This is a genomic window from Rothia sp. P6271 (assembly GCF_048512995.1).
Taxonomy (GTDB): domain Bacteria; phylum Actinomycetota; class Actinomycetes; order Actinomycetales; family Micrococcaceae; genus Rothia.
Genome location: NZ_JBLXXV010000009.1, coordinates 1 through 25,199 on the forward strand (window position 1 = coordinate 1; position 25,199 = coordinate 25,199).

Below are 25,199 nucleotides of genomic sequence, written 5' to 3' on the forward strand. Positions count from 1 at the left end.
TTATTGATGTTTATTGCTGCTTATAATGCGTATATTCAACATAATATAACGTATGGGGTTTCAGTCTTTATAGTAACCGTTATATTTTTTACTGTCGTGCATTTTCAGACATGTCCTTTCCTCGATAGAGGTCCGATATACTTCATGGGAAAGATATCTTATTCTGCATATCTAAATCATAATGTTATGGGATTTATACTTATATATTTGTTAACGCCTTATCTTGGGGCAGGATGGATTAACCGAATAGTTGTTTTTGCTATCGTAGTACTATGGGTATCATTCTTATATCGTTTTGTTGAGACAACAATTAGTGGACGTGTAAAAAACTATCTTTTAGAAAAATTTGGAGCTCAGAGGAAAAACGCATGAAAAAACTAACGATTGCCACAAATAATGGCGATATCGGCGGGGGAGAAGTCATGCTCCTGAATATTGCCCGCGTTGCTCGAAGCTTGGGCCACCACGTCACCGTTGTCGGACCTGCCGAACCATCTGCACTGGTCGAAGCTACACAAGATGAGGGATTTGACACCATCGTATTACCGGCAACGACACGCAAACACTATATTGCTCAGCTTCGTGCATGGGATAAAAAGCATCGTGAAGGCTTATTGTGGTGTAACGGGTTAGTGCCCTCGTTCGCTACTGCAGGGCATCCCAACCGTATCGTTCACTTGCACCAATTCCCCGAAGGAAAACTGAAATATCTTGTCCCCATTGCTCGAAGAAAAGCTCTAGTTACGCTAGTCCCCAGTAATTTTGTAAGTGACCAGATATCTAGAACCGAGACGTTCTATAACTGGGTTAACGAAGTACCTATGCCTTTAGAACGAAGAACATGCTCACCGAGAAACATTAAAATAGGTTTTCTTGGTCGCCCATCTGAAATTAAAGGAACAGATGTCCTCGCTTATGCCATACAAGAATTGAATCAAGAATTCCCTGAAGAAAACTATTCATTAGTACTTGCTGGTGAACCTCACTTTGTCGACAAACGAAGTCAGGAAAAAATACAGTATGCATTATCAGCATTAGGACAGAACCTCGAACTTCTTGGATGGGTTGAACCATCAACTTTGATGAAGAATATCGATATATTGGTTGTTCCTTCAACCTGTAACGAGGTTTTTGGCCTTGTCGCGGCTGAAACGATGAGTGCTAAGGTTCCCCTTATCATCTCTGACGCGGGGGCACTGCCTGAAATACTTGGTGAAGGTTATCCTTGGGTATACTCAAAATCTTGTGCTTCAGATTTGGCAAGGATGATTCGTCGTATGGGTAAGGAGCTATTGCAAAGTCCAGAAGAATTACAACATACGGTAGAAAACCTCTACTGGCGTTGGTTTGAATACTTTTCTCCAGAAGCAGGAAAAGCCCGTGTGGAAGAACTCCTCAAAAGATATTGTTAACAACCTTTAGACTCTTTGCGTCAGAAGAGTACGTAATTCACTCATGAGAGAGCACCTTTAAATGTATAAAGCAGCAGTTATTATCCCCACGAGGGGAGGAGCGTCTAAACTTCATTATCCTTTAGATGCTCTAGAACAGCAGACAGAAAAAGATTTTCAAGTCATTGTTGTCTGCGATGGTGATATTGACGGATCCGAGAGCGTCGTAAAGGCCTACCAACAGCGCGGCATCCTCAATATCGAAGCTATTGTTTTTCCTGAGAACCGTGGTCGTTCTAAAGCTCTTAATGCAGGGCATCAGGCGGCTGATGCAGAAATTCTCATTCGCTGTGATGACGACCTCGAACCGGGCGAAAACTATATTGCAGAACATATTCGTCTACACCAAGGTGATGGCGAGACCGGAGTGATTGGTTTAGTTCACAATGTGTATCCTGATAATGCTTATGCGCGAGCTTATGGATACCACCGTGACGTAAAATTTAGGGAAGACGCCTATAGAGTTTCTCCTGAAAGACGTTGGAACTTCTGGAACGCGAATGCGTCATTGACTCGTCGTATGTATGAAAAAGTTGGTGGATATGATGAGCGATACCGGCTCTACGGCTGGGAAGATGTCGATATGGGGTATATGCTCCACCAAGCTGGAGCAACCATTATTCTTGCGCCAGAGCTAGAATCTCGTCACTATATCGCGGCAACAACAACTGCAGGACGAGCAACCAGAGCTTTACACTCTGGCGCTGCACGGGCAATCTTTATTGATAAACATGGTGATGAAGTTTTAGGGGACATTAAACTCCATGGTTTGTGGGGAACTGCTGTCAAAGCTGTTGCCGCTCTAACCACTGAGAAAACCATTAATATCTTTGGATCAGCTATTGATTCTGTTGCTGATAGGCTTCCTCGTAAAGTCTCAGAAAAACTTATTTCACTTGTTGTAGAGTCTGCTGGATATGCCGGAATTACATATCCTCAACGCGCCCGAAAGGTCTTCTAAACTCCATGGTTCTTTTCCCCCAGCTCAAGAACTTCCTTCGCAAATTCTCTCGCACCGCACCCATAACAGAAGAGTTCGCTATTGCTCATGACTACCTCACACAGCGTGGTGGGGCAGAACGCGTTGTGCTTGCTATGCATAAAGCTTTTCCGGAAGCGACAATCTATACCACGTTATATGATCCTGAGAATACGTACCCAGAATTTAAAAATGCTAAGGTTGTTGTCTCTCCCCTGAATAGAATAGGGGTATTTCGTCGGAACCATCGTCTGGCCTTACCCGTTTTGCCTATCGCAAGTTCTTTTCTCCGCGTACCAGCGCAGAAGACTCTTGTCTCCAGCACAGGGTGGGCGCATGGCTTTAACTTTTCTGGTGCATCACTCATCTACTGCCACTCACCAGCACGGTGGCTATACCTAAGCGATGAATATTTAGGGAATTCTACTCACCCATTAATTGGTGCCGCATTGAAAGTTCTTCGCCCTGCATTAATCCGTTGGGATCAACGTGCTGCACAGAAAGCGGGCCCTTATGTCGGGAACTCGACAGTAATTCGCCAGCGCATTTTTGATGTGTACGGGAAGGATTCTGAAATTATCTTCCCACCGTATTCTACGAGCTCAACAGACGTAACCGAACCTATCTCTGGTTTAGAAGAATTTATGGCTAACGGCGATTATTTTCTCGTGGTTTCTCGTCTTCTGCCGTATAAGAACGTGGCAGATGTCGTGCAAGCATTTAACCGATTAGGTCAGAAACTTCTTATTATCGGTTCTGGTCCTATGGCTCAGGACCTGAAAAAAATAGCTAAAGATAATATCCGGTTTGCTCACAATGTTTCGGACGCGCAGTTAAGTGGAGCCTATGCTCATTGCCATGCTTTATTAGCGGTCTCTTACGAGGATTTTGGGCTGACACCATTAGAGGCTGGCTCTTATGGAAAACCAACGATCGCCTTACGAGCGGGCGGCTATCTAGACACTATTCAAGAGAACTTGAACGGAACCTTTATTGAGAAACCAACCCAAGAAAATATCTATCACGCTGTAGATACTTTCAACCCTGAACAATGGGATGCTTGGCAGATTCGTAAGTATGTTCAGAAATTTTCTGAGGAACAATTTGTTCGACAACTTTGTCAAAAGTTAGACTCTCTCTAAAAACAGATGGGTCAGACGCTGAGATAGCATCCTAAGATAAAAAATAAGAGGGGTGTGTACGGGAGAATATCTCGTACACACCCCTCTATCTTTTTATGAGTTTTTCTCTGCGAGATACCCTTTAGCTGCGAAAGAGTGGATGAAAGACGCCACTTCATCTTTAACGTCTTCAACAGATACTTGGTAGATGTCACTGATTTCGTTGCTTAATTCTTCTAAGGTCATGGGGTCTTCTAAAAGTACCCAGATTGCCGCGCTAGAGCCTTCAAGAATCATAATTTCTGAAGTTCGTAAATCAGCAAGATAGACTGCATAGAACTCTTGATGTGTTTCAACCTCATGGTTAAGAACAAAAGCGCAAGAAGGAGAATGAGTATATCGTGGGGTGCTCATCGTTTTCTCCTGATAGCTGTAAATCGTTCAAAGAATTTTTCTCGAAGTTCTTGACGGGTTGGTTTTCTACCTAAGGTCATCGCTAGATGATCTTCGTTAACTGCAACGATGGATTTAATAACCCTCCACTTATCGCCGAACGTTCGAGCGCGTCGTAGACGAGCAGTCCACTGAATGGCTGGTGTCGAGTCCTCAGAAACAGACTTCCATAAGAGGTAGTGACGGTTATTTTTATGCGCTTCAATATGCCCTAGCGCTGTGTCAAAAGCCAATAAAGAATCTACTTCTTCTGCTCGAGCACGTAACCTATCCCAACCGGAAGCGTCAAGAGAGGAATCTAAGAACGTTATATCAGGTTTAACTTTTGCAGAAGCTCGTGCACCATGTAGAACAACAATAAGCTGCATATCAGTCAGAGAGGGGACAACGCATGGGTAATGCGCTATCTCTTTCACACGACGCCTTTCCCATAACTGGTCAAAAGCTCGTGTAGGGTTCTCATATCCAAGGCCTGGGAAATAACGGTGAATATCTGTTAACCCCCACGATGGGTGATAAAGAGTTTGTGCATGCTCGAAAATGGAACCTGTTTCAAAATGAGCTAGGGTCTTCCATCCCGCCTGATTCAAAATATAGATAAAACGTTCTACATGCGCAGGTCGCACCAACACATCAACGTCAGTGCTCGTTCTACCTGGGCGGTAAGCTTCTCGTTCGAAAGCATAACCTTTAATATGTAGGATGTCGATACCGTTGAGATCAGCTAGACGCTGAAAATAAGCATGAGATAAGCGAATACGCACAGGTAAAGAAACCTGTTGCTCTATCGTCGAACTATTACTCTGAAAGTCATTGCTCAAAATTGATATCCCCTAAATCTATGCATTGACACTATTGTATCCCTAAAACTCTTGCTAGGTGGGGTAGAAAGTTCTTACCTTAAAAACGAAGGGGTGGTGTGGTATCTACGATGTACCACACCACCCCTTATAGCTCTGCGCTATTTTTTACGTTTGGTTTTTGACTTTTTGGTTTTCTCTTTATCAGAACCGTAGTAGGAAGTATATCCGCCATAGGTTCCGGCGTAGCCAAAGCCATAGTAAGAATTACCTAGACCGCTGAGCGGGGTACGGTTAATAACCGCACCTAAGAGGTTAGCTCCCACTTTTTTAAGCATCTTAGAGGACTCTTCAAGATGTTCTTTACGGGTTTTTCCAACCGTTGCAACAAGAAGCACACCATCTACTGATGGGGCTAAGAGAGAAGCATCGGTAACGGGAAGAAGTGGAGGAACGTCAACGATGACCTTAAACTCTTTCGTAAGATCTTCAATGAGTTTGCTCATTTTATCTGACCCAAGAAGTTCAGAAGGATTAGGAGGAGTATGTCCTGCCGGTAAGACATGAAGGTTGGGGCTACCATGATACGGGCGGGTGGCTTCCGTCAGATTAATCTGGCCGGCAAGAACCTGACTCAAACCGACTTTAGAATCGAGTTTAAACTTCTTTGCGATGGTTGGACGACGCAAGTCAGCATCGATGAGGATGGTTGGCTCACCCGACTCAGCCAAAGAACGAGCCAGAGAAGTAGCTACGGTGGATTTACCTTCACCCGGTTCAGAAGAAGTCACAATAATAGAACGTGGTGGTTTATCAACGTTAACGAATCGGAGGTTCGTACGTAGCTGACGGATTGCTTCTTGAGAAGCGTGGTCGTCTTTGTTCGTTGTAACCTGATCTTCAGAAAGACTCTCCGTTTCTGGGAGCATGCCTAGTACGCCGGAGTCAGTGGCTTTAATGACGTCATTACGAGTACGAACTTTAACGTCTAGAGCACGGCGTAGGAAAATAAGGGCAAAAACAATAACCAAACCAACTAGCGCCGCAATACCGACATTCTTTTTGGTGTCGGGGCTGATGGGAGCACCAGGAAGTGTCGCATCGTCAAGAGGGACAACGCGTACGGTGGTTGACCCCTCTAACTCATTGACTACTTTTGCTGTTGCTTCTAGAGAAGAGTTTGCTAATGCTTGGGCACTTTCAGGGCTGGTTGCTGTTGCGCGAACTCGGATAAGAGCAGAGTCGCCTTCGAGAGAAGCTTGTAAGCTTCCACGAATCTGACCTTCAGAGAGCTTTAGGTCAGGGTTTTCTGCAAGAATCTGCTTTGCAACAGGTCCAGAAGATACCAATGCTAGATAAGAACGTGCCTTATCTTTTGCTGCTGAACTACCGGAAATTACATCGCCGATACCTTCAGACTGGCCGACGGTTACATAACCGGTGGCAGAAGAAGCATAGATTTTAGGTTGGAGGAGTGAATACCCCAGCCCTAAGAGGGCTCCGATGAGTGCGCCAATAACCAAGAGTTTTAAATTGACCCGGAGTAGACGCGCAAAATCAAGAATTGTCATGTTGTAAAACCTTCAAAAGGCGGAATGATTGTGGTGATAAAGATAGTTATAAGTCTCCGTCATTCTAACACTGGTCACTTTATCTACCCGAGTGAGTGATAGAAAACTCTCAAAAGTAATTGCTTTCACGAGGCGGACAAAAGTGTGATGACGTAAGTACTTTGAAAACTATTTCAGAAGATTAAGAAGGTACTGCCCGTATCCACTCTTTACTAAGGGCTGAGCTCGTCGAGCTAACTGCTCATTATCGAGGTATCCCATACGCCAAGCAATTTCTTCAGGGCAGCCGATGGATAGACCTTGACGTGCCTGAACAGTGCGAATAAAGCTTGTCGCATCTGCCAAAGAGTCGAATGTTCCGGTATCTAGCCAAGCCGTTCCTCGAGGAAGTACTTCTACTTGGAGTTTTCCTTGTTCAAGGTAGACCCTGTTCAAATCAGTAATTTCTAATTCTCCACGGGCAGAGGGCTTAATGCCTTTAGCGTATTCAACAACGTGATTATCGTAAAAATATAATCCCGGAATTGCGTAATCGCTCTTTGGATGCTCTGGTTTCTCTTCAATCGAGAGTGCTTTGAAATCATTGTCAAATTCGACGACACCATATGCTCTAGGGTCTGCAACACGGTAACCAAATACCGCGGCTCCTTCGATATTGCTATATTTACGGAGCTGATTGCCTAGACCCGGCCCGTAGAAGATATTGTCGCCGAGTACCAGTGCCACACTATCGTTGCCGATGTGCTCTTCTCCTAGGAGGAATGCCTGAGCTAGACCATCGGGGGAGGGCTGCACTTTATAGGTGAATGAAACTCCAAACTGCGATCCGTCCCCAAGTAGACGCTGGAATTGTTCACTATCTTCTGGTGTTGTAATAATGAGGATATCTTGAATACCCGCCAACATTAAAGTTGAGAGCGGATAATAAATCATTGGTTTGTCGTAAACAGGAGTGAGCTGCTTACTGATGCCGAGTGTGATGGGGTGGAGTCGACTACCGGTTCCCCCCGCTAAAATAATTCCCTTCATAGGATTTATTGTGTCATGAAAATCAATGAAATATTTGTTATTTGTGTAAACGCTATAAATAATACTTCCCGTACCATGTAACTATGGGAAAAATTCTTGTCACCGGCGGAGCCGGCTTTATCGGTTCAAATTTCGTACACCACCTTTTAGAGAACACTAACCACCACGTAACTGTGCTCGATATTATGAGCTACGCGGCTAATGAAAAATCTTTGGCAGGTCTAGACTCTTCACGTTTTGAACTTGTCAAAGGTGATATCGCAGACCGTGACGTGGTAGATCCACTCGTACAACAGGCAGATGCTGTCGTTCATTATGCGGCAGAATCACACAACGATAACTCGTTGAATGATCCCTCACCATTCATTCATACCAACCTCATTGGTACATATACTCTTCTTGAAGCGGTACGTGAGCACAAGACCCGTTACCACCATATTTCTACTGACGAAGTGTTCGGTGACCTCGAGCTTGATGACCCTCAAAAATTTACAGAACGTACCCCCTATAACCCTTCTTCTCCATATTCTTCAACAAAAGCAGGATCTGACTTATTGGTACGCGCGTGGGTTCGATCCTTCGGTATTGAAGCAACTATCTCTAACTGCTCCAATAACTACGGTCCCTATCAGCACATCGAAAAATTCATTCCGCGACAAATCACCAACATTCTCTCCGGAATCAAACCAAAGCTCTACGGAGAAGGTCTGAACGTGCGCGACTGGATTCATGCCTCAGACCATTCCTCTGCCGTGCTCACTATCCTCAACAAGGGAAAAATTGGGGAAACCTATCTCATTGGAGCCAACGGCGAAGAAAATAACATCACCGTACTACGCACTATTTTGCGTCTGATGGGTAAAGCAGAAGATGCATTCGAACATGTGGTCGACCGTCCAGGACACGATTTACGTTACGCTATCGACGGCACTCGTTTGCGTGAAGAACTTGGCTGGGAACCTCGCTTCACAGATTTTGAATCAGGACTTGCCGACACTATCCGTTGGTATGAAGAAAACCGAGACTGGTGGGAACCTCTCAAAGCTGAAGTTGAAGCAAAATACGCGAAAGCAGGTCAATAAAAGATGACTCATGATCTTGCCGTGCATGCCACCGACATTCCAGGGTTACTTATTATTGATCTTCCTGTTCACGGAGATAATCGAGGCTGGTTTAAAGAAAACTGGCAGCGCGAAAAAATGGTGGCACTTGGACTACCTGATTTCGGTCCCGTACAAAACAACATCTCCTTTAACGCAAGTATCGGAACAACCCGCGGTATTCACGCTGAGCCATGGGATAAGTTTGTTTCAGTAGCTACCGGAAAAATCTTTGGTGCATGGGTAGATTTACGGGCTGGAGAATCTTTCGGAAAAGTCGTAACCGTTGAACTTGGACCCGATAAAGCGGTGTTTGTTCCTCGTGGTGTCGGAAACTCTTTCCAAACACTCGAAGACAACACCGCCTACACCTACGTAGTCAACGACCACTGGTCTGCTCAAGCTCAAGATGAATACTCTTTCTTGAACCTCGCCGATGAAGCTGTTGCTATCAATTGGCCTATTCCTCTCGAACAGGCAGAACTTTCCGATAAAGACAAAAATCATCCACGCTTAGACGCTGTAGAGCCTGTCCAAGAAGCTCCTATTCTTGTGGTTGGAGCACAAGGACAGCTTGGTAAAGAGCTTGTGCGACAGCTTACCGAACGTCATATCCCGTATATCGCAGCAACTCGTGAAGAAATAGATATGTCTGCCCCAGCACAATGGGAAGCAGCATATCGTTGGCGTTCGTTGCGAGCCATCATTAATGCTTCAGCCTACACTGCTGTTGATAACGCACAGGTCGGTCAAGGCCGTACTGATGCATGGGCTGTTAACGCGACTGGAGTGAGCGCACTAGCTCAGATTGCTCGTGAAGCAAACATTCCGTTGGTGCACGTCTCAACTGACTACGTTTTCGATGGCAGTTTAGAACGTCCCGAAGAATACTCTGAAGATGCGCCAGTAGCGCCGTTGGGTGTATATGGACAATCCAAAGCTGCTGGAGAATGCGCAGTTAACGCTCTTAAAGCACATTATTTGGTGCGAACAAGTTGGGTCATCGGTGAAGGTAAAAACTTTGTGCTCACCATGCGTTCACTTGCAGAACGTGGAATAGACCCTGCCGTTGTTGCAGACCAGTATGGTAGACCAACTTTTACCGAAGACCTTGCTGGAGCATTATTACATCTACTCGAGACAAAAGCGCCTTACGGTACTTATCATGTGTCGAACACCGGCGAAGTTATCAGCTGGGCGCAACTAGCTCAAAATGTGTATGAAGCATGTGGACATGATCCTCAACGCGTGAGTGAAACAACCACTGCAGAATACTTTGCAGAAGCTGAGAACTACTCACCACGTCCTATGAACTCTGCAATGGACCTGTCAAAAATCATTGCTACTGGGTTTACTCCTCGCGACCATCAAGAAGCGCTCACAAAGTATCTTGACGGTTTACAGGACTAAAAACAGACGTTTGGGGTATTTGTGACTTCAGATACCCCAAACCTCCCCTTGCCTGAATACTATTAATCAGGCATAATTGAACGGTTGTCTCTTAGATATAAGAAGCATCATCACCTAAAAGCCAAGGCGGTGGAATATCTGCAGAATATTATGCAGGTAGGTCCGAACCCGACGGTGGCTGAACTGGAATCATATTCTGGCGTCAGTACACTGTATGGCGCAATAAATCCAGTTGAAAGGAGTATCTCTTATGTCAGATACCATCAAAATTTCCGCAACTCTTCGCGAAGGCTTCGGCAAAGGATACGCACGTCGTATCCGTATGGCAGGCGACATCCCTGGTGTAATCTACGGTCACGGTGAAGATCCCAAGCACGTTGTTCTTCCTGGTCACGCAACTACTCTTGCTGCACGTCAAGCAAACGCTATTCTTGCCCTTGACATTGAAGGCGAAGAAGTTCTTGCCATGATTAAAGACATCCAGCGTCACCCCATTCGTCCTGAACTTCAGCACATGGACCTTCTCATCGTTAAGCGCGGCGAGCGCGTCGAAATCGAGGTTCCTGTACAGGTTGAAGGCGAAGTTGCACAGGGCGCTGTTGCTAACCTCGAAGAAACTGTTCTTTTGGTTGAGGCAGACGCTTTGAAGTCTCCTGACGCTATCATCGTTGATATTGAAGGCCGTGAAGCAGGAAACCACGTTCTTGCCGGCGATATCAAGCTTCCTGCTGATGTAACTCTCGTTGCAGATGCTGAATTGCTTGTTGTTAACGTTTCTGAGCCTGAAGAACTCGACGTTCCTGAGCCTGAGACTGCAGAAGAAGCTGCCGAAGAAGCACCTGCTGAAGACGCAGAATAATCTTTTTCACCTTCTGAACTGATGAAGGTGACGACGACCCGCATACTATGATGGTGTGCGGGTCGTCGTTGTTTATGACTGATCTGTTGGCGAAGATTCGCGAAATAATAAATTAGAGGAAAATTATGAGTGACGTATGGCTGGTTGTTGGACTAGGCAACCCTGGAGCAGAATACGAACGTACCCGTCATAATATCGGGCAGATGGTCCTTGATGAGCTTGCTCAGAGTGTAGGCGGAAATTTCAAACGCCATAGTAAAGCGCGGGCAATGGTTCTTGAAGGACGGCTAGGTATTGGTGGTCCACGTGCTATTCTTGCTAAACCTTTGACGTATATGAACGTTTCTGGTGGGCCTGTAGGTCAGCTTTCACAATTTTATGGGGTATCTGCAGAAAATATTGTGGTGGTTCACGATGAACTAGATATTCCGTTTGACACCATAAAGCTCAAACGCGGTGGTGGCGAAGGTGGGCATAACGGATTACGAGATATTACCAAAGTGTTAGGTACTAAAGATTATTACCGTGTACGTACCGGTATCGGGCGTCCTCCTGGGCGGATGAGTGTCTCGGATTTTGTTCTTAAACCTTTTAGTTCAAGTGAAGTGCAATCCTTGCCGTTTCTTATTGATCAGTCAGCGCAGGCGGTACATATGCTGTTATCAGACGGTCTTGTTGCTGCACAGCAGAAGTTTCATACTGTACCGGCATCTTCCTAAAATTACTGTATACGCAGTTTTTACACGGTGATAAGGTGCGGTTTCTGACTGTACGTTGAGCATCATTTTGTCACTGAAGAACACGCTATCAAAACATGGTGTTATGATGTGCTACACGGAGCATCATCGCTATATCGACTATCTGCCAGCAGACCCCTAGAGGAGAAAACTCGTGACGCACCCTTACGCCTTAGCTTCAGGAACTGTTTTGAACAATCAGACAGTGCAACAGTTACGCGAGGACTTTCCTCTTCTCAACACCGAGGTTAATGGGAAAAGGCTTGTGTATTTGGACTCTGGCGCTACAAGCCAGAACCCTTATCAGGTGATACAGAGTGAACAATCTTTTTACCAGCAGGCAAATTCTGCTGTTCACCGTGGGGCACATACTCTTGCGGTGGAATCGACAGAACTTTTTGAACAGGCGCGTACGGTTGTTGCAAGTTTTGTTGGTGCACAAGAGAACGAAATAGTATGGACAGCGAATGCTACAGAGGCGTTAAACCTCATCACATATTCTTTTGCGAATGCTTCAGCTGGTATCGGTGCCCCCGCTTCACAACCTTTTGCACTGTCTGAAGGCGATGAAATTGTTCTTACCGAACAAGAACACCACGCAAACTTAATTCCATGGCAGATACTTGCCCAAAAGACAGGGGCAACGCTACGTTGGATACCGCTTAACACAGACGGAACGCTCAACCTAGAAGAAGCCGAACGTCTCATCACAGACAAAACAAAAGTGCTGTCTTTTACGCATGTTTCTAACGTTCTTGGGTGCATTAATCCGGTAGAAACTTTGGTGTCTTTAGCACGTCAGGTGGGCGCTTTCGTTGTTCTTGATGCTTGTCAATCTGTTCCGCATATGCCAGTAAACTTTCACGAACTGGATGTTGATTTTGCGGCATTTTCTGGGCATAAGATGCTCGCCCCCACTGGCATTGGAGTTCTTTATACAAAAGCAGAACTTCTTGCTGCGATGCCTCCTTTCTTGACCGGCGGTTCGATGATTACAAAAGTCACGATGACCGAAGCTGAGTTTATGGAGGCCCCTACTAAATTTGAAGCAGGCACTCAAAAAATTTCTCAAGCTATTGCTCTAGCTGAGGCTGTGCGTTACCTTCAAAATATTGGGATGGATCAAATTCATGCATGGGAGCATGAACTAGGGCAACGGCTCATCAACGGAATACATCATCTTGACGGTGTACGTGCTTTAGGCCCAGAACCTGGGCAGCCACGTGCAGGGCTAGTTGCTTTTCATGTGGAAGGAGTACACCCCCACGATGTTGGACAGCTACTTGATATGCAAGGTATCGCGGTACGAGTTGGCCATCATTGCGCTCAACCGCTACATCGTGCTTTAGGCCTTACCGCTTCTACTCGCGCATCAAGTTATCTTTACAATACAACTGAAGACATTGATATTTTTCTTGAAGAGCTTGCGCAGGTTCGTAGCTACTTTGGGTACTAAAATTTTCGCGTAGAAAGACAACTTTATGAGTTCATTAGATTCTCTATACCAGCAAATTATTCTTGACCACTCTAAACAACGTTTAGGGGAGGGGCTTACCGAAACCCACGGTCACCCTAGCGCCGATAACCATCAATATAACCCTACCTGTGGGGACGAGATTAACTTACGTGTTCGTCTAAGCGAGGATAAACAGCGTATTGAGAACATCTCTTGGGAAGGTGATGGTTGCTCTATTTCTATGGCTTCAGCTTCGGTGCTATCTGAGATGACTCAAGGGCTGAGCCTTGAAGAGTTTAACGAGATGGTGGAACAATTCCGTCAACTACTACGTTCTCGTGGAACCATCGAACCAGATGAAGAAATCTTAGGGGACGCCGCAGCTTTTGCCGGTGTTTCTCGTTTTGTAGCACGTGTTAAATGCGCGATGCTTTCGTGGGTTGCTGCTGAAGAAGCGGCAAAAGAAGCTCAATCGTAGACAATATAAGAAGCTCCTTTTGAATTCGGTATAAGGCAGCTACCCTAACCGCACAGTTTTGGCTAGCCAACGCATAAAAGATTAGTTTTGTGGGCTGTTGTCCCTAAAACTATGCCTAAGAATAATAGGCGTTTCTTTGCGTGCCTGACGTACTCTTGAAAAGTCAAAACATCCATGACAAGAGTATTAGGGGATTTATGAACATCGGGTATGCTGCTGGCGCATTTGATCTTTTCCATGTAGGACATTTAAACATCCTCAGAGAAGCTAAAAAACACTGTGATTACTTGATCGCAGGAGTTGTATCAGATGAAATTCTAGAAATTACTAAAGGCCGGAAGCCCGTCATACCTTTAGCCGAACGTATGGAAATTGTCTCTCATATCGATTTTGTCGACCGCGTTCATGCCGAAGTCCTTGAAGACAAACTAGAGACTTGGAAAGACGTACGATATAACACGTTCTTCAAAGGCGATGACTGGAAAGGCACTCCACGTGGTATTGACCTAGAACAACGCTTCGCTCAAGTCGGCGTTGACGTTGTGTACTTCCCCTACACTGCTCATACCTCATCAACAAAACTCCGCCAAGTTCTCGACAAACTGATGGAAGCAGAACCACGTAACTAACTGCTCAACACAGAAAAGACGTTTTAAATACTGTGGGGGCTAAGAACCTAGGTTCTTAGCCCCCACAATATTTAATACTGAATTATAAAATCACTCAGAGATACCTTAGTTTTGAGCAACCCACTGCTCGACAAGAGAACCAAGCTTGGAAAGAACCTTACCCACATAAGGCTCCGCTGCAGCAGCAATTTTCTTCCCCACAAGAGGAATTGAACAAGATACTTGACCCGATACCTCAATAACGGTCTTATCTGCTGAGGCCGTGAGCTTCTGTGTTGCACGTGCAGAAACAGGCATACCCGAAACTTTAATATCAGAACTAATCGTACGGCTACCGTCTGCACTGGGAGCAGAAACAGTATCAGACTGCGTCATCTGAAGTCCCTTAGAAACGAACTTCTGAGCAATATCAGGAACACGGTCAGCCGCAACAGAACGTTTGCTCACTGCAGAAAATGCGCCTGAGGTATCGCCCGAAACTTCGAGGCCTTCAAAACCAATACCCATTTTTTCACACACAAAACGTGCAAAATCTTCAGAAGCATACGCCTCAATCACTCGGTCGATAGGGGCATTAACCGTAGTTGTTTCTTGAATTGCCATGAGCTGTCCTTCCCAAAAGAGCGAATTGAAAAAAGATATTCTTATAACGACCGTAGCATCATAAAAACTCTTACTATAAAACTAACCGAAAAGTTCCTCCCAGCACGGTTACGTTCACCAGTTTTCGCTATAAAAAGAATGATGATGCCCTCATACGCTAGGGCTGGATAATACCGCGGAGTACCTGTCTCCAACGGCGAACAAATTTACGGATATCATGGGAAGCTTGTCCCTGACTCAACGAACCTAACTCTGCAGAAAGGTTCTCTGAGGCCTTATCCGCACCAGGGACACGACGGGACCCAAGATACTTCTGAGGGTGAGTTAACGCATCATCAATCTTCTGCGCAAGATCGCCTGCGTCTGTAGCAATAAAAGCCTCCCCATTATCTTCCATGACCTGTGAGAACTGAACCTGATGATTATCGACCACCTCATCAAACTCCGCAAGGCGTGGTACCGCAATAGGAATAACGCCAACCTCACGCGCATCAAGAATAGACCCAGGGCCTCCCTGAACGATAACCACTTTAGCTGCCTCATAAATCTTTAACAGCTCGGAGCGAGGCATCCTATCAACGTTCTTAGTCGCATGCTCGGTGCCCTCGGTAAACCCATGCTGACATAGACAAGTAACCGTTGGGTGGCTAAGAAGATACGACTCAATCCACTCAATAAGCCGGTCAAACTTGTGATAATCCGTACCTAAAGACACCACGATGTCATAGCTTAACGGCTGATTATTTAACTCAGCCGATACCTCAACAACAGAATCGGGCTGTTGAGGTGAGACAGTACCCATGTTCTGAGAATCGCTCATGTATCTCTCTTTTCACAAACGGAATAAATAAAAATGGTGAAAACATATTGCTAACGGGCATCACATCTACATAATTGCCCCGATATTAACCGACTCTGGAAAAGCCTTCTGCTGTTCTTCCCACTGGACTACAAATAAATCGCTCATGGGATAACATAAACGCGCACTCATCGTTGGCATAGTAATACGGTCATACGCTTCAATAAAAACAGTGCGTATTTTCAGAAGTTTTGCAACCGCAAAAAACGATACTGACACTGCAGCACCCGTACTAATTACCACATCAGGTTTTTCCCGTCGCAAAGTTTTCCACGCAACTTTTAGATTACGAATAGCGTTAGGGATATTACGAGTCGTTGGAAAATACACCCAATCAATCGTTTCTCCCTCAAGAGCAGCTTTGACCTCAGGCAACTCAAAAGTTGCCCAAGTACGTTCATGCTCTTTCCAGAACTTATCCAGAGCAATCAGCTGTGCTAGATGCCCTCCAGCGCTCGCTACAAGTAGTACTTTCATGGTCAATCCTTACAAATGGACGGAAAAATTAGGAGGTCAAGAAGACATATAAGAAATGTGCATCTGCGATGTGTTCAGCAACGTTAACGAACTCTTCCAAATCGTTCACTGAAGTCTCAGGAGTAAGTACTACAACACAAGCACCCAGCACATCTGCTGCAGAAAGTACTTCTGAAAGTTCTGTTCCACGATCTGTGACTAAGATATTCGGAGTATCTGAAGGGGATAGCTTCTTCTGTGAAAGAACAGAAGCAGGGGAGTCAACGAACGTTAGTCCTTTATCCGCATAAGCTTGACGTAATGTTGCGGCAAAATCGTCAGAGGCACGTGGAACCGAGGAGTATAGAACTGCACCAGCAATATGAGCTTTATGGAAGTTACCGTTGATGACACCGATAGAACGGAATGCACGGCGAGTATCTTCGATATCTTGGGTATCGCGAATTATGAAGACTTCTTCTCCCAAAATATCTTCTGCACGGTCACGATAGTTCACCGTGCGTGCACGAGAATCTAGCACCCATGCAATGATGGCACCTAATAGAAGACCGGAGATGACGCCAACAAAGATGCATTTGATGAACCCTAGATTCGTAGGTTCCTGAGGAACTTTTGCTGAAGTAATAATACGACCAGCGTTAGTGTCAGTAATGCGTACTTGCGCTAGACGCTCTTCTAAAGCAGCGCGTGCGGCATCATTACCATTTTTGCCAAGAGCATCGATTTGTTTTTCAATTCCGGCAGCAACCGTGTTAACAGAATCTTGTAACGCATCAGAGCGTACTGCAAGATATGCCTGTGCGATAGCATTTGCATATTCTGCTGCATCTTGTGCAGAAGAAGCTGTTGCTTTGACATCAAAAATAGATGTGCCAGAGTGCGCAGAAACTTCAATAGATTGACGTAGCTCAGAGACTAAATCGTCGTGTGAAGAGCTTAAAGACTTTGCAGCGGCCTCTGCTACTTCACGAGAGCTCGCAACTGAAGCTTCTGTATTGATAGAAACATTACTGTGACTTGAAGAGCTGGGATTCGTGGATAGAGGATTAACTAAGACCGTTGCCGAAGCCTCATATTTGGGTGTTGCAACGAGCGCATATACTCCTGCAATAAAGACACATACGAGAACCGTTACACCGATAACCATCGGATGACGTACCATCTTTTTCAGCTGTGCTGATAATGAGACTGTACGGATTGTGCGGGCGTTAGCTCGGGGTGAATCGACAACTGTTCGACGAGAAGTATTTCTAGCCATGAGTTTCTAAACCTCTTTCTGAGTGGCAAAGTGTTTGCCAACACGAGTTTGTTGCGGACGTTTGTTAAAAAGTTTTTCTAATCCCATAGATTTCTTGAACACTAAAATAGCTGCGCAGTAGAGCGCTATCGCTACACCGAGATACAGCAATAGAGCCCACCACGTAACTCCCATCCAAAGGACTACTATGAGAGCGATGACCGTGGGAATACCTCCGGCAATGCCCATCACCGGTAAAAGCTGTGACAAAGAACTGCGAATACCAACGAGGAAAAAGACTTCATACGAAGCAAGAAAAGTATCAACTAAAATGGCTGCCGACCATGCAACGACCGCACCGTATAAGCCCCACATCGGAACAAGAGTGAAGTTGAGCAGAAGCGACACCGCAAGCGAGGAAAGCTTATTATAAAGTTGCCAGCGGCTCTTCCCACTCATCAAAAGGACAGACTGAACTCCTCCTGCCGCGATAGCCACCATCATTGCTGGGCAAATAACCCAGAGGACACCAGCGCCAGAGGAAAAACCGTGACCAAAAATTTCTAATAAGAGAGGGCCAAAGAATGCCAAGGTGAGGTAAAAAGGCCAGCTTAAAGCGATCAGCGCGCGGGTATTCCCAAGAAAAATTTCTTGTGCACGTGGGTAATCGTTGACGGCTAAAGCCGCGCTAATAGAAGGCCCTGTCACAATACGACCAGTGTGTTCGACCATGACGCCAACACGCACCATACGATTAACCGCACCATAAATACCAGAAGCACCAACCCCAACAAAAGCTGCTACACATAGAACGTCAATCCATTCAAGGACGGACTCAACAACAGCAGAAACTCCACGGGCGGAGCTAAAACTCCAGAAAGAACGAGAGGTTTCTGCTGGTAGAGGATTCTCAACAAGTGAATCTTCTTCTGTAGGTAGCGAACCTCGCACTGCAAAGAATGCAACCACAGCAACAATGACCACAGGAATAACCCAAGAGAACGCCAACGCAAGTGCATTACCTGCTACCGTCACAACAAGGAAGACCGCAATAATGCGTAGTGTTGGAAGTAGAACATTCTGTAAGGCGGTGAAAAGAACTACCTTGCCTAGGCCTCGTAACACCCCAAAACAGATCGTCATAAAGGTTGCGCAGAGCAGAAAAGCTGCGGTAACGCTGAGCATCATTCGGTAAGACCCAGAAAGCCCAGGCATCAGCCACGCATAGCCAATCGTTAGAGAGCTAATGCTGAGACAAATTCCTATCGAAGGGATAGCTGCAAAACGAATAAGAGACTTAATCGCTGAATATCGGCCTGTCGCTTTTTGTGCTGAAACAGTGCGGACTAGACCCGTATCGGAGCCAAACACTGATAGCGATGTTCCAATCGCAAAAAGCGCCATGACCTGGAAAAAATCTCCAGCACCAGAGGTGCCTAACGTATTCGAAACAATAAGAGTTGCAACAAATGCAGCTCCAGCCCCGTACATCACAAAAACAGAGGAGATTGCTCCACTTTTTGCAAGAGAAGCCATAACTATAGACCCTCCTCATGCACAATAGAACGCATAATCAGAGCAAGGCAGAGCATCATTGCTGTCATTTGCATGATGTCAAAGCTGTAGAAGATAAAAACACAGATCGCGCATACGGGAACAGAATGAATCCAAATACCCGTAGTGGAGCTAACACCCCATGTGCTTGCGATGGAATAGAGCATAAAGGCCATGAAGAGGAATAACCCGACCAAACCGAAACAGAACATGAGAGCCCACAGGTAGCCTTGGGTTCCCATTGAAACACCAATGGTGACGTTCATTCGTGATGTGCCGTAACCAACGAGAGGGGAGTCTAAAACAGCCTCCCACGTTGCCTTATAAAGAGCTGCACGGCCACCGGTTGAATCGGAATACTCTTGACGTCCTAGAATCTGAGCTAATGTTCCTGAAGCAACTAACGCAATAAGAGCGATGATGGCTGCAACCAACCCGTAGAAGGCAACTTTGAGATTCCCTTCAAGGACATGGCGGAAAATAACATAGCTGACGCATAATGCTAAGCCAATGAACATGCCACGGTTACTGGTGGCGATAGCAGGGAAAAGACCTGCCGCAACGGATAAGCTCAAAATAATTTTTGTACGCTTCTTGGTTGCCGCCGTGATTACTGCTAAAACAACGGGAGTTAAGAAGGTAAAAGCTAGACCCCAACTATTTGCGTAAGGGAATGGCGCTGACGGGCGAATATAGGGTTCTGGGGCACCCCAAGGAAGCTGTACTTCTGCCAATGGTGGTTGCACATAATCACGCACAAGGGGATTATTTAAAAGAGAACCTGGCATAAGATAACTCATGGGCGTGATGAGTCGGAAGTCTGGAAAGAATAGTGCAAACCAACCCAAAATAACAACGGTGTACCATACTGTTACTAGACCGCCGAGCATACCCTGAGCCGATATTTTTTCGCGGGCATTGAAGAAGTAAACGCCGTAGACGCCAACGTTAAAAATGTTGACGAATCTTAGACCCCACGCGAGGATATCGCTACCGCCGTGAAGAGAAACTGTACAAACAACACACCAGATAGTAAGAGCGAACCAAAGCCATTGAGTTTTATAGACCAGAATGTTGCCACGAATCAGTATGTACGCAACCATGATGAGGGCAAGAACGGTCGGAAGAAATTGCCAAAGACCAATCGCCCAAATGACGGGGAAACCGTAAAGAAGTGTATAAAGAGGCCATGCCGGAAGAGGAGCGACACTTTGAGTGGAATAGGGATCTGGTTGATGTTCGAAACGTGTACCCCCACGAGTTTTAAGAAGCGTTAGAGCCATGCTTTATAGCCCCCGACCAGTTTTTTGGACAAGGTCTAGAAGAACTTGTGGTTTCACTAGACCGGTGGAAACGATGTATGCGGCCCATGCTCGAAGCTGGGTGATGTCACGTGAAAGTGTCGCTTTTGCCCAGCGCCGTGCCTGTTGAGAATTTCCTAACGCAGCATACGCAAAAGCTACCTGACCACTAATGCGTGCAAGTCCTCGAGGCTGTTGTTCAAATTCAGGGAATTTTTGTAGAAGATAGGTGAGACCGTCTACCATAGATTGCCATTTTCCGGCAAAGAATGAAGGCCTGTCCCATAAGACAAGAATAAGAGGGTCTTGCACGCTTAAAATATCGGCATGTTGGGTGGCTCTCAACAATAAATCGTAGTCTTCGCCGTAGGCGCTAGGAAGCTGTTCATCGACAAGGCCGATTTTTCCGCCGTTAAGGTCTTCTTTACGGTAGAGCATGGCTGAGGGATGAATTTCCGTGATACGCGATTGCAAGAAATCTGTAAATGTTGCTCGTTGCGGAGCTAATCGTTGTACATCTTCACCAGCGGTACGAATAGTGATGCCACTAGATATAGCAATAGCTTGAGGGTGCTCTGCCCATAGTTGAACTTGACGGGATATTTTGTTCTTATACCAGTAATCATCATCATCGCAGAACCCAATGAGTTCTCCAGAGGCAGCTAAGATTCCGCTGTTACGACCGCCAGCTAATCCTTGTGGACGTTCGTTCGGAATGGTCTTGAGGGTTCGGTTTTGAGGAACCTGAATATCGCTGAGCGTGTCGATTTCTACATGGTCAAAGACGACGATGACTTCGATATCTCCTGGATAATCTTGCTCCATAATAGAACGTACTGCGGTGCGAAGAAGCTCAGGACGTGAACCGATAGTTGCGATAACTGCAGAGATAGTTGGAAATGACATGCTCAGACCTCTTCTATACTTCAGCTGGTGTGTTGAGAGACTGGAATTTACGTTTCATAGAAAGCGCGGTAGTGGCAAGGTTGGCGCAGAAAAGGAGTGCGTAAACAGCGATAAATGCTGGCGCCCAACCCCAGAAGATGAAAATCCAGCAGAGTGTGCCTGCATCCATATGTAAGTTAATGAACGACCTGAGTGCGCCACCGGCAGGAGGTGCTGCTGTTTTACGGTTGTTACGTAGCTGCTCGGCAAGGATTTGGCTCATAAAATGCCCAACAGTCTGTAGCGTAAACGCGATAGGAATCCACCACAAAGACCAGCCCTGTACCGGCCAGTCATCTTGCCAGCGGATGAATGAAATAAGAACGGCAAGGTGAACAGCTGGTACTCGGATGGAATCAACAACATGATCTAGCCATTCTCCGGCGGGGGAGGATGCTCCGGTGACTCGTGCAACTTGTCCGTCTGCCGAATCGAGGGCGTATCCGAGAGCGAAAAGGATACTGATGCTTAACGCCGTTCCGAAGGTGGGGGGAGCGAAAATTATGAGGATTATTCCTGTGAAGGACCAGAAAGCGCTAATTGCGGTGACTTGGTTGGGGCTGATTCCATATTTGACAGCTGCAGCTGCAAAATATCGTGCAAGGCGGCGGTTGACCCAACGAGTATAAGCGGGGACTCCGTGACCAGGTTTTTGGGCAGATTCTAACGCTGCAAGAGTCTCACGGAAACCTTGTGGAGAAGATGCTGTGTGTTGAGTAGTCAAAACGAAAAACGCCCATCAAGTCAGTGCAAACCGTTGTTCGGAATGCGTGGTGTATGCGGAGAAAAGTTCGGCTACATCTGCTAGAGCAGAAGTATTCGGTGACACTAGATAGTATCCTCAAAATCTTGAGAATACTGTGAAAAACCAAGCTAAAACAACGTTTGTGGGGCAATGTGTACCGAGAAAACATCATTTAGGTGATGAATTATCACGAAATATTTGGTCTTGTTGTGAGGTGTATTAAAGCTGAGAAAACTGGGGTGTGTTCTTTGAATGTTCAAAGAACACACCCCAGTTCGCATGAGTTGAGAGCTAAGCTCAACAGAGAGCCACGATTAACCTACACGCAAAGTTGCTGAGAGGTCGAAGGAGACTCGTGCCCACCAATTGGTAAAGCCGTGAGTTTCTACAGCAATAACATTCTTACCTTCAAGAAGGTCAGATGCAGGAATCTGAATAATGACTGGGTTATTGATTGCAGCCCAGTCAGCAGGAGCTGCAGTAGCTCGGGTCAAAGCGTCAACGTAACCAGAAGGCATATTGTAACGTTTAACCTCTTTACCGTTGACGTACACGATAGCTCCGTCATCCAAGCGCATATTGAGTTCCAAGGAGACGTAATCCGAGGGGTTCTCAATCTGAATTTCTTTGCGGGTGTACATGGAGGTTGGCTGTTTGAAGATATTTGAGTTGAGTTCAGTTCTGAGCTGAGCACTGTTCCAACCCATCGGCGCTGTAGCGTTGTACCATCCGGTAACGTCAGTGTCGATATCATGCCATGAGTCATTTGCCCAGACAGGGTCAAGAAGAACGTTCCAGCGTTCGCCACGGTTGATAAGAACCTTATCTGTCACAGGAGCAACAGGGTCTACAGGCTCTGGCTTCTCAGGGTCAACTGGCTCTGGCTTCTCAGGGTCAACTGGCTCTGGCTTCTCAGGGTCAACTGGCTCTGGCTTCTCAGGGTCAACTGGCTCTGGCTTCTCAGGGTCTACAGGCTCTGGCTTCTCAGGGTCTACAGGCTCTGGCTTCTCAGGGTCAACTGGCTCTGGCTTCTCAGGGTCTACAGGCTCTGGCTTCTCAGGGTCAACCGCGCCATTGCCGAGTCCTGCAAGTGCAACTGGGGTTGAGGCTGAATAGTTTCCAGCTGCGTCAACAGAACGCACGAAGTAGCGAGCGTTATCAGCATGTTCTACTTCGTAGGTAGTAACGCCGAGACCAACAGTTGCGATCACTCGGTCATCGCGAAGAATCTGGTACGTGGTTTTGCCGTTAGTCTTGCTATCCCAGGTGAGGATATCCTGACCGTTGCGGGTGGTAACAGAGAGGTTTGCTGGGGTTGCTGGAGGAGTTACGTCACGGGGTGCGTAGCGAGCGAAACCAACAGTTTGCTGAACGCCGGAAGCACCTGCGCTTCGGTTGATGTCACCTCCGACCCACAGAACGCCTGTGGAGTCTACGAAAGATTCCCAGATGCCGTATCCGCTAGCACCGCTAATGATGGGGTTGAATTCAGGAAGGACAGCTCCTGTGTTTGCGTCAAAAGCGTTAACAAGACGCTGCATGTGGATGTTCTTTGACTCATCCCATGGGCTGTCATGAGTCTGTGCGCCTTCATAAATCCAGTCTCCACAGTGGCATGATGCATAGATGACGTTGCCACTCTTGTAAAGGTCTTGGAAATCACCACCAGATTTAGTGATAGCAGCAGTGCGACGCGATAAATCGCTCTTGTTGTATTGTGAAACAAGATGTTCTGCGCCACCGGCCCATACTGAGTCATCGGCGTCCTGCACATCGAATTGGAAACCTGCATTTTTACGGCTTCCTTTAGTGTAGGACAGACGCCAGTTCCAATCTTGTTTACGGGTACCGTTGACGTAATCAATAGCTGCAAGTTTCCAGGTACGTTCTGAACCGAGGGTTGAGAAGTAACCTGCTGCGTAGACTGCAGAGTTATCGTCAGCAGCGCTAATACCGTTAACGGTGCCGTTAAAATTGGGGCGCCATTTCCAGTCAACAGAACCTGTCGTCAAGTTAAATCGTGCAGCACTACGAGAATAAGCATAAGCAGAAGAACCAGAGCCCTTAACATGGGTAAAGATACCGCCGATGTAGAGGTAACCATTCTTTGCTTGAATAGTTTTGACGGTGGTTACGCCGGAGGACAGGCGGTTTTGAATATGCCAGTCGTAGGTGCGATCAATTTTGCCAGTAACGGGGTTGAGAATGACAAAACCGTCAACTTTTTCTCCGTTTACTTCAGTGAACTCTCCGCCAACAGCTAAGGTGCCGTTAGGTAAAGCCTCAAGAGCTTTAACCTGACCGTTGAGCTTAGGTACGAAGGAACGTACTAGTTCAGCAGTTTTAACGTTGTAACCGGCGATGAAGGGCTGGTTGACTGTCTCGCCACGCGCACTGACAACATTTTTGAAGTCGCCACCAGTGAATACAGTGTCACCGACCTGTGTGATGGCCTGAACATAAGTGTTCATCTCGGAGTCATTACCGGTACCAGTTGCTTCTGAAGTGCGCCACTTCATGGCAGAGGAGTAGCTATTAGGTAGCTCTCTCTTCTCAGAAGCTGCTGCACCAGTATCAGGAATAGATGGAAGGTTCAAATCAGCTTGGGTGAGCTTCGGGCGGAGATAAACCTGAGTGAATGGTACTGCGTAGGACCCATTGGGTGACCATAGGTAGGAGTTAGGGCTGGTGTTTCCATACACGCGAGGACCAAACTGGAATCCGAGTTTCCAGTTGAAGTCTTTAGAGGTGCTGAAACGAAGGACATTGTATCGGGTGTTAAAAGTTCCGATACGTCCTAGAGAGTGATAGTAGAACCGGTTCCAATCGGTCCAAGATGGGTTATCAAACTTGATATTTTCCCAGTTTGCGGTTGCTTGGAGTGCCCAAGTCCAGTTTTTAGCTTGAGCTCGTTGAGCAGTAAGCTCCTGCCATTTGGTTCCTTCAGCGTTGGTGCTACGACGGAATCGTACGCCATCTGAGAGGTCGCTAGGTGCCTGTCCGTTAAGGAGTGCGTCAATGGTGAGTGAGGGAAGCTGAACGGGGGAGAATGCGTCAGTGCCGTCAGGGTTTGTCGCTAGCTGTTGGGGGTCTCCTTGTCCAGCGTATTGTTCTGTCCAGCCTTCACGTCCTCGTCCGATGAGGACCCATCCGCCACCATTGGTTTCTTGGTCGCAGTAGAACTGCTCTGGAGCATCCATCTCTGGGGTATAAAGCCAGTATGTTCCGGAACGTGAACGGGAGTTATTTTGTTTGATTTCGTAGCACGATGCTGCTGCCTTGTCGCTGGATGAGCCATCTTTAGTGTTCTCCGCCTGTGCCGAGGTGGTAGGTAAGAACGATAGCCCAAGAGCTACGGTTGCGACAGAAGCTAAAAGTGCTTGGGATAGTGTTTTCTTCTTCATA

General features: G+C 46.4%; 23 protein-coding genes and 1 pseudogene. 11 read left to right on the plus strand and 13 right to left on the minus strand.

Going from position 1 to position 25,199, the window contains the following annotated elements; genetic code table 11:
• The 4 genes and pseudogenes from ACN08X_RS06970 to ACN08X_RS06985 all read left to right on the plus strand — a co-directional run.
• A pseudogene (locus ACN08X_RS06970) lies at positions 1–372 on the plus strand (hypothetical protein); the annotation flags it as partial.
• Entirely contained in the window at positions 369–1,412 is a 1,044-nt protein-coding gene (locus ACN08X_RS06975; protein WP_419108316.1) for a glycosyltransferase family 4 protein, read from the plus strand. The pseudogene ACN08X_RS06970 and the gene ACN08X_RS06975, both read left to right, overlap by 4 nt.
• 61 nt (positions 1,413–1,473) lie before the next feature.
• On the plus strand, positions 1,474–2,412 hold the full coding sequence (locus tag ACN08X_RS06980; RefSeq protein ID WP_419102078.1) for a glycosyltransferase family 2 protein: 939 nt from the start codon (positions 1,474–1,476) through the stop codon (positions 2,410–2,412).
• 5 nt (positions 2,413–2,417) lie between these two features.
• Positions 2,418–3,572, plus strand: a complete 1,155-nt coding sequence (locus tag ACN08X_RS06985) for a glycosyltransferase (protein ID WP_419108317.1) — start codon at positions 2,418–2,420, stop codon at positions 3,570–3,572.
• 93 nt (positions 3,573–3,665) lie between these two features.
• On the opposite strand, the gene ACN08X_RS06990 is transcribed toward ACN08X_RS06985, so the two are convergent.
• From ACN08X_RS06990 to rfbA, 4 genes are all read right to left on the minus strand, one after another.
• On the minus strand, positions 3,666–3,965 hold the full coding sequence (locus tag ACN08X_RS06990; RefSeq protein WP_419108318.1) for a PqqD family protein: 300 nt from the start codon (positions 3,963–3,965) through the stop codon (positions 3,666–3,668).
• Positions 3,962–4,825, minus strand: a complete 864-nt coding sequence (locus tag ACN08X_RS06995) for a nucleotidyltransferase family protein (protein ID WP_419108319.1) — start codon at positions 4,823–4,825, stop codon at positions 3,962–3,964. The genes ACN08X_RS06990 and ACN08X_RS06995 overlap by 4 nt, the downstream gene beginning before the upstream one ends.
• Before the next feature lie 140 nt (positions 4,826–4,965).
• Positions 4,966–6,375 (minus strand): polysaccharide biosynthesis tyrosine autokinase, encoded by a 1,410-nt coding sequence (locus ACN08X_RS07000; RefSeq protein WP_419108320.1) that lies wholly within the window; start codon positions 6,373–6,375, stop codon positions 4,966–4,968.
• Between the two features lie 168 nt (positions 6,376–6,543).
• On the minus strand, positions 6,544–7,404 hold the full coding sequence (gene rfbA, locus ACN08X_RS07005) for a glucose-1-phosphate thymidylyltransferase RfbA (protein WP_419108321.1): 861 nt from the start codon (positions 7,402–7,404) through the stop codon (positions 6,544–6,546).
• An 83-nt stretch (positions 7,405–7,487) separates the two neighbouring features.
• Here rfbA and rfbB point away from each other — a divergent pair, with 83 nt between their 5' ends.
• The 7 genes from rfbB (at position 7,488) to ACN08X_RS07040 (ending at position 14,073) form a co-directional block, all read left to right on the plus strand.
• On the plus strand, positions 7,488–8,486 hold the full coding sequence (gene rfbB / locus ACN08X_RS07010) for a dTDP-glucose 4,6-dehydratase (RefSeq protein ID WP_419102084.1): 999 nt from the start codon (positions 7,488–7,490) through the stop codon (positions 8,484–8,486).
• A gap of 3 nt (positions 8,487–8,489) precedes the next feature.
• Complete coding sequence (gene rfbD, locus ACN08X_RS07015; RefSeq protein WP_419108322.1) at positions 8,490–9,914, plus strand: dTDP-4-dehydrorhamnose reductase; 1,425 nt, start codon at positions 8,490–8,492, stop codon at positions 9,912–9,914.
• Between the two features lie 250 nt (positions 9,915–10,164).
• Positions 10,165–10,773, plus strand: a complete 609-nt coding sequence (locus ACN08X_RS07020; RefSeq protein WP_419102086.1) for a 50S ribosomal protein L25/general stress protein Ctc — start codon at positions 10,165–10,167, stop codon at positions 10,771–10,773.
• 125 nt (positions 10,774–10,898) lie between these two features.
• Positions 10,899–11,492 carry an aminoacyl-tRNA hydrolase gene (gene pth, locus ACN08X_RS07025; protein WP_419106388.1) on the plus strand — a complete coding sequence of 198 codons (594 nt, stop codon included), beginning with the start codon at positions 10,899–10,901 and terminating at the stop codon, positions 11,490–11,492.
• A gap of 172 nt (positions 11,493–11,664) precedes the next feature.
• Positions 11,665–12,966 (plus strand): cysteine desulfurase, encoded by a 1,302-nt coding sequence (locus ACN08X_RS07030; RefSeq protein ID WP_419108323.1) that lies wholly within the window; start codon positions 11,665–11,667, stop codon positions 12,964–12,966.
• A 25-nt stretch (positions 12,967–12,991) separates the two neighbouring features.
• Positions 12,992–13,444 carry a Fe-S cluster assembly sulfur transfer protein SufU gene (sufU, locus tag ACN08X_RS07035; protein WP_419108324.1) on the plus strand — a complete coding sequence of 151 codons (453 nt, stop codon included), beginning with the start codon at positions 12,992–12,994 and terminating at the stop codon, positions 13,442–13,444.
• A gap of 197 nt (positions 13,445–13,641) precedes the next feature.
• Positions 13,642–14,073 carry an adenylyltransferase/cytidyltransferase family protein gene (locus tag ACN08X_RS07040; protein WP_419102090.1) on the plus strand — a complete coding sequence of 144 codons (432 nt, stop codon included), beginning with the start codon at positions 13,642–13,644 and terminating at the stop codon, positions 14,071–14,073.
• 105 nt (positions 14,074–14,178) lie between these two features.
• On the opposite strand, the gene ACN08X_RS07045 is transcribed toward ACN08X_RS07040, so the two are convergent.
• From ACN08X_RS07045 to ACN08X_RS07085, 9 genes are all read right to left on the minus strand, one after another.
• The gene (locus ACN08X_RS07045; RefSeq protein WP_419106390.1) at positions 14,179–14,676 is read right to left on the minus strand and encodes a DUF2505 domain-containing protein; all 498 of its coding nucleotides are present in this window, start codon (positions 14,674–14,676) and stop codon (positions 14,179–14,181) included.
• 157 nt (positions 14,677–14,833) lie between these two features.
• Entirely contained in the window at positions 14,834–15,496 is a 663-nt protein-coding gene (locus ACN08X_RS07050) for a glycosyltransferase (protein ID WP_419108325.1), read from the minus strand.
• Positions 15,497–15,562: 66 nt separating this feature from the next.
• The gene (pssD, locus tag ACN08X_RS07055; protein ID WP_419102093.1) at positions 15,563–16,012 is read right to left on the minus strand and encodes a PssD/Cps14F family polysaccharide biosynthesis glycosyltransferase; all 450 of its coding nucleotides are present in this window, start codon (positions 16,010–16,012) and stop codon (positions 15,563–15,565) included.
• 28 nt (positions 16,013–16,040) lie between these two features.
• On the minus strand, positions 16,041–17,270 hold the full coding sequence (locus ACN08X_RS07060) for a Wzz/FepE/Etk N-terminal domain-containing protein (RefSeq protein WP_419108326.1): 1,230 nt from the start codon (positions 17,268–17,270) through the stop codon (positions 16,041–16,043).
• Between the two features lie 6 nt (positions 17,271–17,276).
• Positions 17,277–18,785, minus strand: a complete 1,509-nt coding sequence (locus ACN08X_RS07065; protein ID WP_419106394.1) for a lipopolysaccharide biosynthesis protein — start codon at positions 18,783–18,785, stop codon at positions 17,277–17,279.
• Between the two features lie 2 nt (positions 18,786–18,787).
• Positions 18,788–20,086: an O-antigen ligase family protein gene (locus ACN08X_RS07070; RefSeq protein WP_419108327.1), complete on the minus strand. Its 1,299-nt coding sequence runs from the start codon at positions 20,084–20,086 to the stop codon at positions 18,788–18,790.
• Between the two features lie 3 nt (positions 20,087–20,089).
• Complete coding sequence (locus ACN08X_RS07075; protein WP_419108328.1) at positions 20,090–21,010, minus strand: glycosyltransferase family 2 protein; 921 nt, start codon at positions 21,008–21,010, stop codon at positions 20,090–20,092.
• Between the two features lie 13 nt (positions 21,011–21,023).
• Positions 21,024–21,773, minus strand: a complete 750-nt coding sequence (locus ACN08X_RS07080; protein ID WP_419108329.1) for a CDP-alcohol phosphatidyltransferase family protein — start codon at positions 21,771–21,773, stop codon at positions 21,024–21,026.
• A gap of 335 nt (positions 21,774–22,108) precedes the next feature.
• Positions 22,109–25,198 (minus strand): fibrinogen-like YCDxxxxGGGW domain-containing protein, encoded by a 3,090-nt coding sequence (locus ACN08X_RS07085; protein ID WP_419108330.1) that lies wholly within the window; start codon positions 25,196–25,198, stop codon positions 22,109–22,111.
• Position 25,199: the final 1 nt, after the last annotated feature.

Bases quoted from the DNA above. Each gene is read 5' to 3' on its own strand.
- ACN08X_RS06980 (WP_419102078.1), top strand. From the start codon at position 1,474: ATGTATAAAGCAGCAGTTATTATCCCCACGAGGGGAGGAGCGTCTAAA.
- ACN08X_RS07050 (WP_419108325.1), bottom strand. From the start codon at position 15,496: ATGAGCGATTCTCAGAACATGGGTACTGTCTCACCTCAACAGCCCGAT.
- sufU (WP_419108324.1), top strand. From the start codon at position 12,992: ATGAGTTCATTAGATTCTCTATACCAGCAAATTATTCTTGACCACTCT.
- ACN08X_RS07085 (WP_419108330.1), bottom strand. From the start codon at position 25,198: ATGAAGAAGAAAACACTATCCCAAGCACTTTTAGCTTCTGTCGCAACC.
- ACN08X_RS06985 (WP_419108317.1), top strand. From the start codon at position 2,418: ATGGTTCTTTTCCCCCAGCTCAAGAACTTCCTTCGCAAATTCTCTCGC.
- ACN08X_RS07020 (WP_419102086.1), top strand. From the start codon at position 10,165: ATGTCAGATACCATCAAAATTTCCGCAACTCTTCGCGAAGGCTTCGGC.
- ACN08X_RS07000 (WP_419108320.1), bottom strand. From the start codon at position 6,375: ATGACAATTCTTGATTTTGCGCGTCTACTCCGGGTCAATTTAAAACTC.
- rfbB (WP_419102084.1), top strand. From the start codon at position 7,488: ATGGGAAAAATTCTTGTCACCGGCGGAGCCGGCTTTATCGGTTCAAAT.
- ACN08X_RS07040 (WP_419102090.1), top strand. From the start codon at position 13,642: ATGAACATCGGGTATGCTGCTGGCGCATTTGATCTTTTCCATGTAGGA.
- ACN08X_RS07075 (WP_419108328.1), bottom strand. From the start codon at position 21,010: ATGTCATTTCCAACTATCTCTGCAGTTATCGCAACTATCGGTTCACGT.
- pssD (WP_419102093.1), bottom strand. From the start codon at position 16,012: ATGAAAGTACTACTTGTAGCGAGCGCTGGAGGGCATCTAGCACAGCTG.
- ACN08X_RS07045 (WP_419106390.1), bottom strand. From the start codon at position 14,676: ATGGCAATTCAAGAAACAACTACGGTTAATGCCCCTATCGACCGAGTG.
- ACN08X_RS07070 (WP_419108327.1), bottom strand. From the start codon at position 20,086: ATGGCTCTAACGCTTCTTAAAACTCGTGGGGGTACACGTTTCGAACAT.
- ACN08X_RS07065 (WP_419106394.1), bottom strand. From the start codon at position 18,785: ATGGCTTCTCTTGCAAAAAGTGGAGCAATCTCCTCTGTTTTTGTGATG.
- ACN08X_RS07060 (WP_419108326.1), bottom strand. From the start codon at position 17,270: ATGGCTAGAAATACTTCTCGTCGAACAGTTGTCGATTCACCCCGAGCT.
- rfbD (WP_419108322.1), top strand. From the start codon at position 8,490: ATGACTCATGATCTTGCCGTGCATGCCACCGACATTCCAGGGTTACTT.
- ACN08X_RS06975 (WP_419108316.1), top strand. From the start codon at position 369: ATGAAAAAACTAACGATTGCCACAAATAATGGCGATATCGGCGGGGGA.
- pth (WP_419106388.1), top strand. From the start codon at position 10,899: ATGAGTGACGTATGGCTGGTTGTTGGACTAGGCAACCCTGGAGCAGAA.
- rfbA (WP_419108321.1), bottom strand. From the start codon at position 7,404: ATGAAGGGAATTATTTTAGCGGGGGGAACCGGTAGTCGACTCCACCCC.
- ACN08X_RS06990 (WP_419108318.1), bottom strand. From the start codon at position 3,965: ATGAGCACCCCACGATATACTCATTCTCCTTCTTGCGCTTTTGTTCTT.